The organism is Lentzea sp. NPDC051208, assembly GCF_040682435.1.
Classification (GTDB): domain Bacteria; phylum Actinomycetota; class Actinomycetes; order Mycobacteriales; family Pseudonocardiaceae; genus Lentzea; species Lentzea kristufekii.
The window spans coordinates 280,430-294,390 of record NZ_JBFBAW010000001.1; the positions used below are offsets into that span (position 1 = coordinate 280,430).

Here is a 13,961-nt window from a genome sequence, read left to right on the forward strand (position 1 = left end):
GGGTCGCCGAAAATCCAGCCGGCCCAGCCATTCGGACCGAACTTCACCCGGTCAGGTGGCCGGGTGAAGCTCGGACCTCATCTGCTATTCGACCGCGGCGCGCGTCCGCCGCCAGGCGACGACGATCAACGCGATCAGGCCGAACAACGGGATCGTGCTGATCGCCCAGGACAGACCCATCGGCGGCCCCGGCTGCTCCATCACCTGGAGGTTCTTCAGCTCCCCCGTGCCCGCGCCCGCCGGGCCGTCCACGTCGAAGCGCATCGTCCACGTCCCCGGCTCGGGCAGGGCGAAGATGTCCAGGCCCCACACCTCGCGCTTGCGGGGGTGCCGCGCCAGCGGGCTGTCGTCGCTCTCCACGTCGCCGCGCAGCAGCGTCAGCTTGCCCTTCTTGCCCTCGATCCCGTTCTCCGGCGCGAAGGTGAAGTCCAGCGACTGCATGGCCTTCACCGGCCACGTGCTGAAGCCGATGGTCAGGTCGTACGGTCCCGCCTGCACCTTCTCGGTGTGCACGACGTTCACCGGCTCGAAGGCCAGTGCGGGGGCGGTCAGTCCGAGCAGCAGCGCGACCGTGCCCGCGAGTCCCAGCAACGTCTTACGCATGGCTGTCTTCCTTTGCGGGTGCGAGGTGGCGGAGCATGTGACCGAACCGCCGGCCGAGCATTCCGGCGAGGGCGCCGAGCACCGCACCCGCCACGACGGTGGCCAGGTACCGTTCGAGAGCCGGGAAGTTGCTGCCCTGCACGAGCATCCGCTGCAGGGGCGCGCAGGCCGTGATGATCACGCCGCCGATCGCTCCGGTGAGCCAGGCGGGCAGTCCCCGCAGCAGTTCCACGGCGACCGCGACGAGGATGAGGCTCATCGGGATCATGTTGGGCAGTCCGGGGATGCCGTCGGCGTAGTCGCGCAACGGCAGGCCGGTGGCGTCCGCGTAGACCTCGGTGGCCCACGGGGAGAACCACCAGAACACGGCTTGCAGCGCCGCGACGACGATTCCGACGGCCAGCGCACCGCCGCGTCGCTTCTGGACGTACGCGCCCATGAACAGGATCATCACCGAGAAGAACGCACTACCCGCGTTGACCGTGTTCACGGCACCGCCGGGCAACGCGCGCAGGCCGAGCACGGTCACCATGCTGAACGCGAGCAACGTGCCCGCCGCGGCGGCGACGCCGTACGTTCCCCAGCGCTGGTCACGCGCGACCGCGAAGATCATGACCGCGCCGACCATCGTGATCGAGATCGACAGCAGCAGCCCGATGTGCGGCGGCGAGTCGATCACGGCGTCGAAGCCGTACAGGCCGTGCCACCACTGGTCCCACAGTCCGTAGACCAGGAACAGCGCCGCGCCGATGCCGGAGATCAGGTACCCGACGGGGGCGGCGAACGTGCGGCCGAACACGCCGACCGCGCGGCCGCCGACCACCGGGTCGACCGTCTTGCCGCGCTTGGAGTCCGCCGTCGTCAGCAACACGACGGCGAGGCTCGCGAGGCCTGAGATCGCACTGCCCGCGTACAGGAACAGGTGCGGCAGGGTGAAGAACGTGTCCGGGCCGACGTCGGAGTGCCACTGGATGTCCCAGGTCAGGCCGATCAGCGAGATCAGGGTGCCGCCGACCACGACGCTCGCCGGGACCAGCCCCCTCGGGACCGTCCTCGCCGACGACGCTGCCGTCGCCGTGATGTGCACAGTCATTCCTCCTCCTTCTTGTGCCGTGACCGGCAGCCTTTGCCCCGTGTTCCGGTGGTCGGACGGGTGCATCGTGGTGCCGGCCCCGCGTCCTCGTCCTGGTTGGAATCGGGCGTGGGGCCGGCGCCGCGAGGCGCCCTGCTGAGCGCCGGAAGACGCGGCGAAGGTTGCCGGTCACGGCACTAGGTGAGCAGCAGCGGGATGACGACCCGCTCGCCGCGCAGTGACAACGTGATTTCCCACTGACCCGCCATGAACAGGTCGACTCCCGCGATCTCGTACCGGCCGGGCGCACGCGGTGCCGCCGTGATCGGGGCGAGCGCGTGGCCCATCTGCGGCATCGCCGGTTCGACCGTCACGTCGCCGTCGGCGGCGTTGCCGGACCGGTCGGTGATCCTCAGGTCGAACGAGTTGCCGCCGGACCGCGTGCTGGCGGGCGTGAGCTCGAACCGGAGCTGTGCGCTCTCCGCGAGGTGGGGCCGGGCCTCGACCCCACGCGGCCACAGCACCAGCAGCGCCGCCACCACCGCGATCACCGCGGCCACGACGGCCGTCGTCGAACGCTTCACTTCGAGGCCACCTTCCCGGCTGGGACGTCGACGACCTTCGGCACGGTGACGACCGAGTAGTCCCGTTCGACCTGGATCCACACGAGGTACCTGCCCGGCAACGGGAACGAGTAGGTGAACGGCACGTCCGGCCCGTAGGCGGCGACGCTCTCGTCGGGCCTGTCGGGCAGGCCGGGGGTCTGCGGGAGCATGGAGTGCACGTGCGCCCAGATCGGGGCGTCCACAGCGGTGCCGGTGACCGGGCCGACGACGATCATGTGCCCGAGCATGCCGAGCCACGGTTGCAGGTCGCGCTCGCCGAACTTCGCGGTGATCGTGCTCGGCCGGCCCGCCTCGCGGATCTCCATCGCCGTCTCGGCTTCCCCGTCGTGCCGGGGTGCGGCCGTGCCGGAGACCTCGACGCTCGACCGCAGGAGTTGCACTCCCCCTCCGCGCCGGGAGATCTCGGCGGCGACCGCGTGCGTGCCCTGTTCGGGATCGTTCAGGCGGGCGCGGAACTCACCCGGCGCTGTGCGGACCGGGTGCAGGTGGCGCAGGTGCCCGGACGGCGACACCACGACCAGGTGGATGAACGCGCTGTCGTGCACGAGGAGGTCGTCCACCGGCCGTCCCGACGAGCCGTCGGTCAGGCTCAGCACGAGGTCCGTGCCGTCCATGCCGGGCACCATGTTCACCGGCGGCCGCGAGAAGTCCACAATGGACGTTCGCTCGTAGGGGTTCATGACGTTGTCGTACGTCGGATCGAGGTGCGTGCCGGGTGCCGCGACCGGCGGGATGCTCGGTGCCAGCAACGCGGCCGTCACGCCGACTGCCACCGCGGCGACCATGCCGGCCGTGGGCACGAGCGCGAGGCCGATCTTGCCGAACACCGCCAGCAGGAGTGCCGCCAGCAACAGCACCCCGGCCGCGATGAACCCTCCGTAGGTCGCGTTCTCCCACGGTGACGGCACGAGCGCCGGCACGACGAACGGAATGGTCGCCTCGTCGACCGCGAGCTCCCACGGACCGGGCCGGTCCACGTGCAGCAGCCCGGAGTGGAACCCTGGTGTGGCACCGAGAACCACCTTGGTGGTGCTGCCGGGCGCACCCGCCGCGCGCAACGTCAGCGTCAGCTCGCCCGGCGGCGTGCCGGTGTGCGTCACCACGTCGACGTGCACCGGCCCCGGCACCTCCGCGACCCGCCGGATGATCACCGTGAGGTCGCGGTCGCCGAGGCTCTGCGCGACGTGGATGTCGGCGCCGGACTGGGCACCGTCGGCCAGCGCGGGGGCGGCGATCCCCAGGAGCGCCGCCAGCGCGAGCAGGAAGGTCACGACACGTCGTTTCATCGCGACCGAACGTAGCGATCACCGCCTCACCGCCGCGTCACTGCGAAGTCGGAAATCGCATCCCCCGCGCGGGGGATCTCCGACCCCTGCGAAGCGGGAGGTTCTCAGGGGCGCCATCGGGCAGGATTGCGCTCGATGGATCTGATCAAGCTGCCCCTCAAGCACCAGTCGTGGCTGGTCGCGACCGTGTGCATGGTCGTGGACGGCGGGTTCGTGCTGCTCGACCGCGAACCGTTGCCGCAGACTGTGATCGTGCTCCTGATGACGCTGGCCGTGGACGCGATGCTCGCCGGTCCGGCCCGGCTGTCGCTGTGGGTGGCGGCGGCGCAGGCGGCCGTGCCGGTGATCGTCCTCGTCGTGATGCACAACGGGATCGACGCCAACGACGCCGGGCTGCTGATCGCCGGCTACCGGGCGGGCGCGTGGCTGCGCGGCACACCGGCGTACACCTCGCTCGGGCTGCTCTCGGCCAGCCTGATGGCCTGCATGATCGTCAACGGCTACGGCCCCCTGTACGCGGTGCTGGTGGCGGCCAAGGGCGCGCTGCTGCCGTGGCTCGTCGGCCGCTACACGACGGCGCGCCGCGCGTACCTGGCCGAGCTGGAGAAGCGGTCGGCGATGGCCGAGAAGGACGCGAAGGCGGCGGTCACCAAGGCGATCACCGAGGAACGCGGCGCGATCGCCCGCGACCTGCACGACGTGATCATCCACCACGTGAGCGCGATCAACCTGCACGCCGGCGCCGCCCGTCTCGGTCTGCCCGACGGCAATCCGAAGCTCACGAACTCGTTGCGCGCGGTCGAGACGTCCAGTCGCGCGGCCATGGTCGACCTGCGGCACCTGCTCGACCTGTTGCACGGCGACAAGTCCGAGGGCGTGCGGCAACCGGGGCTCGACAACCTCGACGAACTGCTCGACGGCGTGCGCGCGGCGGGCCTGCCCGCCCGGCTCGAGGTGCGCGGGCAACGGCGGGACGTGCCGGAGTCGTTGGACATCACGGTCTACCGGATCATCCAGGAGATGCTCACCAACGCCCTGCGGCACGGCGACGCGTCCGGCGTGACGGTGACGCTGGAGTACGCAACGGACTCGCTCACCATCGCGTCCTGCAACACGGCGGGTTCCGGCGAGGACTCCGGCTCGGTGCGCCGCGGTCTCGTCGGCATCCGCAACCGCGCGGGCATGTTCGACGGCCGGACGAGGTCCGGGCTCGACGAGGACGGCCGCACCTGGCGCACGACGGTCACGTTCCCCCTGGAGGCGTCATGACGTTGACGGTGCTGCTGGCCGACGACCACGCGATGCTGCGCTCCGGCATGCGCGCCATCTTCGACACGCAGGACGACCTCCGGTGCGTCGCGGAGGTCGCGGACGGCAGGGCCGCGGTGGCGGAGGTCGCGCGGCTGCGCCCGGACGTGGCCGTGCTCGACATCCGGATGCCCAAGCTGGACGGGCTCGGCGCGACGGAGATGATCCTGGCCGCCCCGGCGAACCGCACGAAGGTCCTGCTGCTGACGACCTACGACACCGACGAGTACGTCTACCGCGCGCTCAAGGCCGGGGCCAGCGGGTTCCTGCTGAAGTCGCTGCCGCCGGAGGAGCTGATCTCGGCGGTGCGGGTGGCGGCGCGCGGGGACGCGTTGATCGACCCGTCGGTGACGCAACGGCTGATCGCGCGGTTCGCCGTCAGCCTCGCCCCTCCCCCGACGCCGCCGGAGCTGGAACTGCTCACCGCGCGCGAACGGGAGGTGCTGCAGCTCGTCGCGGCGGCCTGCAGCAACGCCGAGATCGCCGCGCGGCTGCACGTCGGGGACGAGACCGTGAAGACGCACGTGTCGCGGGTGCTGGCCAAGCTCGGGTTGCGGGACCGGGTGCACGCCGTGGCGTACGCGCACATCAACGGGCTGGTGCAGAGCGGCCGCTGACCCGCGGGGACCCCTCGTCGACCCCGCGGACCGGCGAGTCAGCTCTGCCAGACGACCGGCGACTTGACGTAGTCGTCGCCGCGGTTGTACTCGGCGCCCGCGACCTTCAAGCCGTCCTGCGCCGCGCTCAGCACGCACGTCTCGTACGTCTCGCCGGCGGCCTTGAACGTCTTGGGCGCGCTGGTGGAGTCGCACTTCGGGGTGTCACCGCTGATGATCACGCCGGTGCCCTTGCCGTCCTCACCGAGGCCGCGCAGGCCGATCGAGGTGAAGCTCAGGTCGGTGCCGCTGAGGTTCTCGACCTTGGCCCGCAGGTAGAACGGCGTGATGTGCTTGGCCTTGTCACCGAACTTCGCCAGGTCCTCCTTCGGGCCCGCCTCGATGGTGACGGTGATGGCGATGGTGCCGGTCTTGTCACCGGTGGCGACGGGGATCACCGCGCGGGCGCCGACCTTGAGCTTCGTGCCGGGAGCCGTGACGTCCCCACCGGCCGGGACCGGCGGCGCCTCCTTCGAGGTGGAGGTCTCCCTGGTGCTCGTGGTGGTGGATGTCGTCGTGTCCGTGGCGGGTGTCGCGGTCCCGCCGGTCTCGGAGCCGCAGGCCGACAGCAGCAGGCCCGCCGTCGCGACGGAGGCGATGAACAGGGGGCCACGGGCGTGCGTCACTGCGGAACTCCTCGGACTGCGGGACCTGGGTTGTCCAAGACGCTAGGCCGAACGCACGAGTGGCGGTATCGGTCGTTCACACCACACGCCGGGCTCAGAGGTCGTCGAGGCCGATCAGTCCGTCCTGGATGGCCCGCGCGACGAGCGCCGCCTTGGTCGGTGCCTGCCTGCCGATCGCCGCGTACTTGACCCTGATCCGCTCCAGGTGGGAGTTCACCGTGCTGAGCGTGATGTTGAGCCGTTGCGCCACGAACTCCTTCGACTCGGACTGGAACCACTCGACCAGGACCTCGGTCTCGCGCGGCGAGAGGGCGGGCCTCGTGTCCGACCGGTCGCCCGCCAGCGCGCCCGCGAGTGCCGGCGGCGTGTACGACTGCCCCTCGGCCGCCGCCTTGACGGCCTGCACGAGGTGGTCGGCGCCCTCGGCCTTGGTCAGGTAGCTGAGCGCGCCGATCTCCAGGCACTGCAGGACGATGTCGTCGTCGGCGCGCATCGAGTAGACGACGACCTTGCGGCCGTCCTCGACGAGCTTGCGCAGTGCGGACGTGGCGGGCGCGACGCCGCCGAGGTGCAGGTCGAGCACGACGACCGAGGCGCTCGCGCCGGGACCGGTCCAGGCCACCGCGGGGTCCTCGCCGCTCGCCACGAGCTCGATGTCCGCTGTGGACAGCCAGTGCGCGACTCCCGCCCGCACGACGGGATGGTCGTCGACCACGACCGCCGTCACGTCGTCCGCCATCGCGCCTCGCTCCTCACCAGTCCGCTGTGGACGCTCGTCTCGACGAAGACCGCCCCTGTCCTGCCCGGTGCCGGCAGTGTTTCGGGCGCGTCCGCCACCACCGCCACGCGCACCTCCGTCGCGGTGCGCAGCAGGCTCACCTTCGCACGTCCGTCCGCGACGGCGAGCGCCTGGGCCATCGGCGCGACCAGCTCGCGGCGCACCTCCGTCGGCACCGGTGTGGCGGTGCCGCTGACGGCGAGTGAGACGACGACACCGCGCCGTTCGGCGACGTCCACGCACGCGGTCAGTTCGTGCAGCAACGGGTCGGGCACGTCGTCGTTCTCCGCGAACAGCCTGCGCAGCTGCACGGCCGCGACCGAGCAGCGCAGCCTGGTCGTCTGGTCGGCCACGCTCGCGCGTTCGTCGGCGAGGTCGGCGAGCAGCGGCAGCAACGCGCCCAGCTGGCCCTCGAACCCGGCCCGCAGGTCCTGTTCCCGCTGGCGGACGAGTTCTTCGCGGGTGCGGGCGGCGTCGTGCTCGGCGGCGGCCTCGGCGGCCAGCCGGGCGTCGCGGTGCAGGACGCGGTTGATCACCATGACGCTGAGCTGGAAACTCGTGCCGCTGAGGATCACGACTCCGGCCGTGCCGATGTCACCGCTTCCCTCGCGCACGAACCACGCGATGCTGAAGGAGATGTGCGCGCTCAGGGCCACTATCAGCGCCGCCGGTCTCTCGACGAGCACCAGCAGCAGGTACCAGCCGACGAGCCCGAACCCCCAGTCAGCCGGGGCGAACGACGCTCCGGCGGGCAGTGCGGTCGTCGCCAGCACCGACGCGACGAGGGGTGCGGCAGCGAGGTACGCCGGTGTCGGCACCGCGGCCGCGACACATCCGGCCACGACCGCCAGCACGGCGGTGAGCAGCCCGTACGCGATCCACGCCGCCGGGCCGTGCGGATGGGCGACGAGCGGGGGCAGCATGAGGACGAGCTGGATGGCGAAGACGACGACCAGCAGGACCTGCCGGGTGGTCGTGGCGACGGTGTGGTCAGTCATCGGCGGTCCACTCCAGCCGCGCGGTGGTCCCCGCTGGTCCCGACTCGATCACCGCGGTGCCGCCGGTGGCTTCGAGGCGCCCGACCACCGATCCGCGCAGGCCACGCCGGTGCTCGGGCACCTCGGCGGGCACGAAGCCCGTGCCGTCGTCCTTGATCACGACCACCGCGCCGCGCCCCCGTGTCACCGTCAGGTCGGCTTCGGTCGTGCCCGAGTGGCGTTCGACGTTCGTGAGCAGCTCACGCGCGGCCCGCACGAACTGCAGAGCCACCCCGGCCGGCACCGGCACGACCTCGGCCTCCACCCGCACGTGCACGGCACTGTCCCGAGCCACCGCCGTGAGCGCGGCCCCGAGGTCCACGGTCCCCTGCGCGTTGCCCCGCTCGGCCAGCACGACCAGGTCCCGGCGAGCCTGAGCCGCGACCTCGTCCGGATCGCCACCGTGCGCGGCCATCAGGAACGTGGCGGCAGCCGTGTCGTGCAGCAGCGCGAGGTACTCCCTCTCGCGCCTGCCCTGGTCTAGTGCGATGGCCGCGGCCCGGCTCCGCTCGGCAGCGCGTTCCCTCAGCGCGTCGACCCTCCGGCTCGACCTGCGCAGCAGCTCGTACGACAGCCGCGCGAGCACCGACTCCACAACCGCCCGCACGAGCACTCCCGGCCCGGTGGTGATGACCTGCACCGCGAGCAACGCCACCGTCGCGGGCACGCTGATCTTCAGCGGCCACTGCCACTGCCAGGTGATCAGCGTCGTGGTGAGGACCGTGATCACCCACTGGTCGGCGTCGGCGCCCAGCACCACCGACAGCACCACGACGCGCAGGAACGCCACGGGCAGCGCCGCGCGGGGCAGCCGGAAGTCGGCGACCGTGCTCACCGCGACCGCCGCGAACAGCGACCAGCCCAGCGGCGAGTGGAGTGAGAAGGCGCCGAAGAGGCTGATCAGGACGATGCCGGCGCCGCGGACGGGACCCGCGAGACGGGACACCGTCGCAAGCAGCCTCGCCTCCAGCACGTCAGGCATTCTCCGCGAGGCCCTCCCGGACCGCCTGGCCGGGCCACATATCGTCCGCGTATCGAAAAACGCGTACGTCCTCGCAACGGCCGTGCGCCTTCACTGGGAGCGTGCTCAACACCTGGCAGGAGTGGGTCGGTACGGAGACCGGGGTCGTGATCGGCGCGGTGCTCGGAATTCCGGTGGCCGTGCTCGTGATGCTGCTCCTGGCGCTCTACCGCAAGTCCAAGCAGCACCGCCACCCGTGGCGGACGGCGCTGGCCGAGGTCGGCATGGTCTACGGGACGCTGCCCTGGGTGTGGATCATCATGCTGCCCGGCTCGGAGCCGGGCACCACGGGCGAGCTGAGCCTCGTGCCGTTCGCGGACCTGATCGACCTCGTCGAGCACCGGGACGTGGGCCAGATCGTCGGCAACATGCTGGTGTTCGCGGCGCTCGGGTTCTTCGCCCCGCTGAGGTTCGCGGCGCTGCGGTCGGCGTGGCGGGTGCTGGCGTTCGCGGCGGCCTGCTCCGCGTTCCTGGAGATCGCGCAGTTCGTGCTGCGCCTGGACCGGGTGTCCTCTGTGGACGACGTGCTGCTCAACGCCGCCGGCGCGGCGCTGGCCTCGTTCGCGTCCCGGTGGTGGTGGCGCTCCAAACCCGCACCGGTGGAAGAACAGCACCTTGTCGCCGTGTGACCGTGCGGGCGATCTGCCTAGGCTGACGACATGCGTGTGCTGATCGTGGAGGACGAGGTCCACCTCGCCGAAGCCGTCCGGGACGGGCTCCGGCTGGAAGCGATCGCCGCGGACATCGCCGGAGACGGGGACACGGCGCTGGAGATGCTGAGCGTCAACTCCTACGACCTCGCGGTGCTCGACCGCGACATCCCCGGCCCCTCAGGGGACGAGGTCGCGCGGCGGATCGTCGCGTCCGGCAGCGGCATGCCGATCCTCATGCTCACCGCGGCCGACCGGATCGACGACAAGGCGTCGGGGTTCGGGCTCGGTGCCGACGACTACCTGACCAAGCCGTTCGAGCTGCGGGAACTGGTGCTGAGACTCAGGGCGCTCGCCCGCAGGCGTGTCTACGCGCGGCCGCCGGTCAGCGAGATCGGCGGCCTGCGGCTCGACCCGTTCCGGCGCGAGGTCTTCCGCGACGGGCAGTACGTCGCGCTGACCCGCAAGCAGTTCGCGGTGCTCGAGGTGCTGGTCGGTGCTCAAGGTGGCGTCGTCAGCGCCGAGGAGCTGCTGGAGCGGGCCTGGGACGAGAACGCCGACCCGTTCACCAACGCCGTCCGCATCACGGTCTCGGCGCTGCGCAAGCGACTCGGCGAACCGTGGCTCATCGCGACCGTGCCGGGCGTCGGCTACCGCATCGACGCGGATGGCTAGGCCTCCGGGACTCAGCGCCCGCCTGAAGTTCACCCTGAGCTACGCGGGCATCGTCGTCGTGGCCGGCGCCGTCCTGATCGCGGTGGCCTGGTGGTACCTGCTGCGTTTCGTCCCCGACAACGACCAGGGCCTGCTCTTCACCAGCCCCAACCGCTACCTGCTCTCCCGCATCTTCGGCCGCGCGGCCGCCATCGCCATGCTGTTCCTGGTGGCGTTCGGCCTCATCGGCGGATGGCTCCTGGCCGGTCGCATGCTCTCCCCGCTCGACAAGATCGCCGACGCCGCCCGGCTGGCCGCGAAGGGGTCGCTGTCGCACCGCATCCGGCTCCCCGGCAAGGCGGACGAGTTCCGCGAACTGTCCGACGTCTTCGACACCATGCTCGAAAGACTCGAGGCGCACGTCGGCGAGCAGCGCAGGTTCGCGGCCAACGCCTCCCACGAACTGCGCACCCCGCTGGCGATCTCGCAGTCACTGCTCGACGTGGCCCGCCAGGACCCGTCCAGGGTCGACGCCGAACTCCTCGACCGCCTGCACACCGCGAGCCGCCGCGCGATCGACCTCACCGAGGCCCTGCTGCTGCTCAGCCGGGGCGAGCGGGGTGTGTTCACCCGAGAGCCCGTCGACCTCTCCCTGGTCGCCGAGGAAGCCGCGGAAACCCTTCTCCCCCTGGCCGAACGGCGCGAGATCGAGCTCGAGGTCACCGGTGAGCCGGCGACCACCACCGGTTCCGCGGAGCTGCTCCTGCGGATGGTGACGAACCTCGTCCAGAACGCCATCGTCCACAACCTCCCGACCGGCGGCACGGTGACCGTCCACACCGAACCGCAGCACCAGGCGTGCGTGGTCCGGATCGAGAACACGGGCCGCCGCCTCGCCGCGGACCTGGTGCCGACGCTCACCGAGCCGTTCCAGCGCGGCGGCGAGCGCGTCCGCGACGACGATCACGCGGGTGTCGGCCTGGGACTCGCCATCGTGCACAGCATCGTCCGCGCACACGAAGGCGCCCTCGACATCGTCCCGCGCCCGGAGGGCGGCCTGCGCGTCACGATCCGGCTGCCCAGTTCCTGACCTTTGGCTGGATCCCGTCGAAGAACGCGGTCTTGGCGCGCGTGTAGTCGTCGTAGTCCGGCTCGCCCGCGTGCTCCTCGGCGAGCCTGCGCTTGATCCGCTCGTAGCGCCGGGCCTGCTCGGGGTGACATCGCAGCCAGTCGCGGAGGTCCACGGCCCACCGTGCGAACGGCGAGTCCACGCGGCGGACGTGCAGGATCGCGCCCTCGGACGGGGAGTGGAACAGGCGCTTCTCGTAGGCCCCGTCCTCGGCCTGATCGCCCGGCCTCCTGCCGTCCCTGTGCACACCGGGTGAGTCCGGCCTCGAACCGTGCGCCGGCACGAACGGCGTCGACGCCAGGACCTCGGTCAGCCGGGCCAGTGGCGGCAGGTCCGGCATGCGCACCTGCAGGTCCACGATCGGCTTCGCGCCGAGTCCGGGCACCGCGGTCGACCCGATGTGCTCGTAGCCGAACCCCTCCGCACCGGGCAGCGCCGCGAACGCCGACCGCACCCCGTCGAGGAGGTGCCGTGCGCGAAGCGGCCAGGCGGAGTCGTACTCGACGATGACGGCGGAAGGCATCTCCGAAGCCTAGTCCGATCCAGGAAGTCGCCTTCCGGCGCTTTTCCGTTACACCACCACTTTGGACCCTCCATCAATTCGGCGAATGCGACGGAGGCGTTCGGCCCTAGGCGTTGCGGCCATTCGAGGACCACGCTTGTTCGTCTTCTGCCATGACGGGAGGGCACGATGACCGAGCCGAGTGGCACGGTGACCGGCAGCGGCCAGTTCCGCGTCGGACCCGAACTCAGAACCGGTGTGATCGAAACGCAGAACCAGGGCGTGAAAGCCGTTCTGCACACCGAGGTCGACGGCGAGCCGATGGTCGAGGGCGACATCGTGCTCACCCTCGTGCGGGAGGGCGAGATCCACGAGCGGGGCGTGGTCATCCCAGGTCAGCAGTTCCGGTGGCCGGGTGGCCGGGTGCCGTTCGAGATCGACCCGAACCTGCCGAACCAGGCCCGCGTGCACGACGCGATCGCGCACTGGGAACGCAACACCCGCATTCGCCTGGTGCCCAGGAACGCGACGGACACGAATTTCATTCGTTTCCAGCCCGGCGGCGGCTGCAGTTCTCCCGTGGGCATGCGCGGAAACCAGCAGAACATCACGCTGGCACTCGGCTGCGAGACCGGGGCGACCATTCACGAAATCGGGCACAGCGTCGGCCTGTGGCACGAGCAGAGCCGCGAGGACCGCAACAACTTCGTGACGATCGATTTCACGAACATCGTGCAGCAGAACGCGCACAACTTCAACCAGCACATCACCGACGGCGACGACGTCGGGCCGTACGACTACCACTCGATCATGCACTACCCGCGTCGGGCGTTCGCGATCGACACCGCCCGCGACACGATGACGCCGGTCCAGAACGCCGAGATCGGCCAGCGCGAGGGACTCAGTCCCGGCGACTGCGCGGCGGTGCGGGCGATGTACAGCGGCCTCGAACCGGCGGCGGTGTTCCGGGGCGTGCAGTTCACCGGGTCCGTCCCGGCCGGCACGACCAAGCGGTGGTTCACCCACAGCTGGCCCGCCCACTGGTACGTCCTGTGGACGGTCGTGCCGACGGCGCCCGCGGTCGACGGACCGGCTCAGATCGAGTGGACGACCCAGGTCACCCGGCAGTCCGGCGGGCTGCTCAAGTACTTCCTCGCCATCACGAACCTGACCGGCGGCCAGGTCGACGTCGAGGCCCGCTACGACGTGCTCGGCTGGTCGCCGGGCGCACTGTGAGAGGAGCTGCCATGAGCGCCGATCTCGACGGCGGGGCCGCCCCCGCGTCGCTCGACGACCTGGTCCTCGCCGAACCGCTCGACCTCGCGGGCGACGGCGGTGCCGCACCGGATGCCGCGCAGGACACCGGGGACGCCGTGGCCGAAGCGGCCTCGCACGCGGCCGAGGACGCCGGTCCCGCGCCCGAAGCAGAGTGAAGGGAGAGTCCCGATGCGACTTGGTGTGCAGTTCCGGGGACAGGTGCCCGGCGGGTCGTCGCGGCGCTGGTTCACCCACAGCTGGCCGGAGGGCTGGCGGGTCGTGTGGATGGTGGTGCCGACGTGGCCGATGGTCGACGGCGGCGCGCAGATCGAGTGGAAGGTGCAGGTCGACCGGCAGGCCGCCGGGCTGATCAAGTACTTCATCGAGATCCGCAACCTCACCGGCGGCCCCGTCGACATCGAGGCCCGCTTCGCCGTGCTGAACTGATCAGGTGCACGGCACCGTGGTGATACCGGCGGGCACGCCCGCGTTCGGCCGGGCCGTGCTGCGGGTGCAGCTGCTCGACGTCTCCCTCGCCGACGCGCCGGCCGTCACGAAAGCCGAGCACGTCAGGGAGTTCCGCCGCGACGACACCGCCGAGCAACGCCTGCCTTTCGACCTCGGCCTGGCTGATGGGCCGGTGCTGACCGTCGCCGCAGACGTTGAGCAGTGGGGGGTCGGGGGGGTTGTGACGGGGAAGAGGGGAGCACCACCGCGGTAGTGGCGGGGGGTAGCGGGGGAGGGTAGGGGGGGGAG

The 13,961-nt window shown here is 71.1% G+C and carries 18 protein-coding genes; 9 read left to right on the plus strand and 9 right to left on the minus strand.

The genetic code is table 11. The features are described from left to right. Nucleotides 1-84: 84 nt before the first annotated feature. From AB0M48_RS01070 to AB0M48_RS01085, 4 genes are all read right to left on the minus strand, one after another. Nucleotides 85-603, minus strand: coding sequence for a hypothetical protein (locus tag AB0M48_RS01070; RefSeq protein WP_363835069.1), 519 nt, complete (start codon nt 601-603; stop codon nt 85-87). Next, nucleotides 596-1,696: a hypothetical protein gene (locus AB0M48_RS01075; RefSeq protein ID WP_363835071.1), complete on the minus strand. Its 1,101-nt coding sequence runs from the start codon at nt 1,694-1,696 to the stop codon at nt 596-598. The genes AB0M48_RS01070 and AB0M48_RS01075 overlap by 8 nt, the downstream gene beginning before the upstream one ends. Nucleotides 1,697-1,872: 176 nt before the next feature. Continuing rightward, the gene (locus AB0M48_RS01080; RefSeq protein ID WP_363835074.1) at nt 1,873-2,259 is read right to left on the minus strand and encodes a FixH family protein; all 387 of its coding nucleotides are present in this window, start codon (nt 2,257-2,259) and stop codon (nt 1,873-1,875) included. Further along, a complete protein-coding gene (locus AB0M48_RS01085) occupies nt 2,256-3,587 on the minus strand; it encodes a hypothetical protein (RefSeq protein WP_363835076.1) in 1,332 nt (443 codons plus the stop codon). Before AB0M48_RS01085 ends, AB0M48_RS01080 begins: the two co-directional genes overlap by 4 nt. 135 nt (nt 3,588-3,722) lie before the next feature. On the opposite strand from AB0M48_RS01085, the gene AB0M48_RS01090 reads away from it, so the two are divergent. Together AB0M48_RS01090 and AB0M48_RS01095 are read left to right on the plus strand one after the other, a co-directional pair. Beyond that, on the plus strand, nt 3,723-4,856 hold the full coding sequence (locus AB0M48_RS01090) for a histidine kinase (RefSeq protein WP_363835079.1): 1,134 nt from the start codon (nt 3,723-3,725) through the stop codon (nt 4,854-4,856). Next, a complete protein-coding gene (locus tag AB0M48_RS01095; protein WP_363835082.1) occupies nt 4,853-5,512 on the plus strand; it encodes a response regulator transcription factor in 660 nt (219 codons plus the stop codon). The genes AB0M48_RS01090 and AB0M48_RS01095 overlap by 4 nt, the downstream gene beginning before the upstream one ends. A gap of 38 nt (nt 5,513-5,550) precedes the next feature. Here AB0M48_RS01095 and AB0M48_RS01100 read toward each other — a convergent pair whose 3' ends face one another. The 4 genes from AB0M48_RS01100 to AB0M48_RS01115 all read right to left on the minus strand — a co-directional run bounded on the left by AB0M48_RS01100 (nt 5,551) and on the right by AB0M48_RS01115 (nt 8,974). Further along, nucleotides 5,551-6,177: a hypothetical protein gene (locus AB0M48_RS01100; RefSeq protein ID WP_363835085.1), complete on the minus strand. Its 627-nt coding sequence runs from the start codon at nt 6,175-6,177 to the stop codon at nt 5,551-5,553. Between the two features lie 94 nt (nt 6,178-6,271). Next, nucleotides 6,272-6,916: a response regulator transcription factor gene (locus AB0M48_RS01105; RefSeq protein WP_363835090.1), complete on the minus strand. Its 645-nt coding sequence runs from the start codon at nt 6,914-6,916 to the stop codon at nt 6,272-6,274. Beyond that, complete coding sequence (locus AB0M48_RS01110) at nt 6,901-7,953, minus strand: hypothetical protein (protein WP_363835093.1); 1,053 nt, start codon at nt 7,951-7,953, stop codon at nt 6,901-6,903. Before AB0M48_RS01110 ends, AB0M48_RS01105 begins: the two co-directional genes overlap by 16 nt. Further along, nucleotides 7,946-8,974, minus strand: coding sequence for an ATP-binding protein (locus AB0M48_RS01115; RefSeq protein ID WP_363835095.1), 1,029 nt, complete (start codon nt 8,972-8,974; stop codon nt 7,946-7,948). Before AB0M48_RS01115 ends, AB0M48_RS01110 begins: the two co-directional genes overlap by 8 nt. 101 nt (nt 8,975-9,075) lie before the next feature. Here AB0M48_RS01115 and AB0M48_RS01120 point away from each other — a divergent pair, with 101 nt between their 5' ends. The 3 genes from AB0M48_RS01120 to AB0M48_RS01130 are packed head-to-tail and all read left to right on the plus strand — an operon-like array spanning nt 9,076 to nt 11,407. Next, complete coding sequence (locus tag AB0M48_RS01120; protein ID WP_363835098.1) at nt 9,076-9,642, plus strand: VanZ family protein; 567 nt, start codon at nt 9,076-9,078, stop codon at nt 9,640-9,642. Between the two features lie 30 nt (nt 9,643-9,672). Continuing rightward, nucleotides 9,673-10,338, plus strand: a complete 666-nt coding sequence (locus AB0M48_RS01125) for a response regulator transcription factor (RefSeq protein ID WP_363835100.1) — start codon at nt 9,673-9,675, stop codon at nt 10,336-10,338. Further along, entirely contained in the window at nt 10,331-11,407 is a 1,077-nt protein-coding gene (locus AB0M48_RS01130) for a HAMP domain-containing sensor histidine kinase (protein WP_363835102.1), read from the plus strand. The genes AB0M48_RS01125 and AB0M48_RS01130 overlap by 8 nt, the downstream gene beginning before the upstream one ends. On the opposite strand, the gene AB0M48_RS01135 is transcribed toward AB0M48_RS01130, so the two are convergent. After that, nucleotides 11,382-11,969, minus strand: coding sequence for a GrpB family protein (locus tag AB0M48_RS01135; RefSeq protein WP_363835104.1), 588 nt, complete (start codon nt 11,967-11,969; stop codon nt 11,382-11,384). The two genes, AB0M48_RS01130 and AB0M48_RS01135, sit on opposite strands and share 26 nt — an antisense overlap. A 168-nt stretch (nt 11,970-12,137) precedes the next feature. Here AB0M48_RS01135 and AB0M48_RS01140 point away from each other — a divergent pair, with 168 nt between their 5' ends. The 4 genes from AB0M48_RS01140 to AB0M48_RS01155 are packed head-to-tail and all read left to right on the plus strand — an operon-like array spanning nt 12,138 to nt 13,926. Next, complete coding sequence (locus AB0M48_RS01140) at nt 12,138-13,184, plus strand: M12 family metallopeptidase (RefSeq protein ID WP_363835106.1); 1,047 nt, start codon at nt 12,138-12,140, stop codon at nt 13,182-13,184. Between the two features lie 11 nt (nt 13,185-13,195). After that, entirely contained in the window at nt 13,196-13,381 is a 186-nt protein-coding gene (locus AB0M48_RS01145) for a hypothetical protein (protein WP_363835109.1), read from the plus strand. 13 nt (nt 13,382-13,394) lie between these two features. Then, nucleotides 13,395-13,652, plus strand: coding sequence for a hypothetical protein (locus AB0M48_RS01150; RefSeq protein WP_266036695.1), 258 nt, complete (start codon nt 13,395-13,397; stop codon nt 13,650-13,652). Nucleotides 13,653-13,656: 4 nt separating this feature from the next. Continuing rightward, nucleotides 13,657-13,926 carry a hypothetical protein gene (locus tag AB0M48_RS01155; protein WP_363835113.1) on the plus strand — a complete coding sequence of 90 codons (270 nt, stop codon included), beginning with the start codon at nt 13,657-13,659 and terminating at the stop codon, nt 13,924-13,926. Nucleotides 13,927-13,961: the final 35 nt, after the last annotated feature.

Coding starts and splice junctions, on each gene's coding strand:
- AB0M48_RS01075 (WP_363835071.1), bottom strand. CDS start 1,696: ATGACTGTGCACATCACGGCGACGGCAGCGTCGTCGGCGAGGACGGTC.
- AB0M48_RS01130 (WP_363835102.1), top strand. CDS start 10,331: ATGGCTAGGCCTCCGGGACTCAGCGCCCGCCTGAAGTTCACCCTGAGC.
- AB0M48_RS01105 (WP_363835090.1), bottom strand. CDS start 6,916: ATGGCGGACGACGTGACGGCGGTCGTGGTCGACGACCATCCCGTCGTG.
- AB0M48_RS01150 (WP_266036695.1), top strand. CDS start 13,395: ATGCGACTTGGTGTGCAGTTCCGGGGACAGGTGCCCGGCGGGTCGTCG.
- AB0M48_RS01115 (WP_363835095.1), bottom strand. CDS start 8,974: ATGCCTGACGTGCTGGAGGCGAGGCTGCTTGCGACGGTGTCCCGTCTC.
- AB0M48_RS01110 (WP_363835093.1), bottom strand. CDS start 7,953: ATGACTGACCACACCGTCGCCACGACCACCCGGCAGGTCCTGCTGGTC.
- AB0M48_RS01125 (WP_363835100.1), top strand. CDS start 9,673: ATGCGTGTGCTGATCGTGGAGGACGAGGTCCACCTCGCCGAAGCCGTC.
- AB0M48_RS01070 (WP_363835069.1), bottom strand. CDS start 603: ATGCGTAAGACGTTGCTGGGACTCGCGGGCACGGTCGCGCTGCTGCTC.
- AB0M48_RS01090 (WP_363835079.1), top strand. CDS start 3,723: ATGGATCTGATCAAGCTGCCCCTCAAGCACCAGTCGTGGCTGGTCGCG.
- AB0M48_RS01145 (WP_363835109.1), top strand. CDS start 13,196: ATGAGCGCCGATCTCGACGGCGGGGCCGCCCCCGCGTCGCTCGACGAC.
- AB0M48_RS01095 (WP_363835082.1), top strand. CDS start 4,853: ATGACGTTGACGGTGCTGCTGGCCGACGACCACGCGATGCTGCGCTCC.
- AB0M48_RS01140 (WP_363835106.1), top strand. CDS start 12,138: ATGACCGAGCCGAGTGGCACGGTGACCGGCAGCGGCCAGTTCCGCGTC.
- AB0M48_RS01135 (WP_363835104.1), bottom strand. CDS start 11,969: ATGCCTTCCGCCGTCATCGTCGAGTACGACTCCGCCTGGCCGCTTCGC.
- AB0M48_RS01085 (WP_363835076.1), bottom strand. CDS start 3,587: ATGAAACGACGTGTCGTGACCTTCCTGCTCGCGCTGGCGGCGCTCCTG.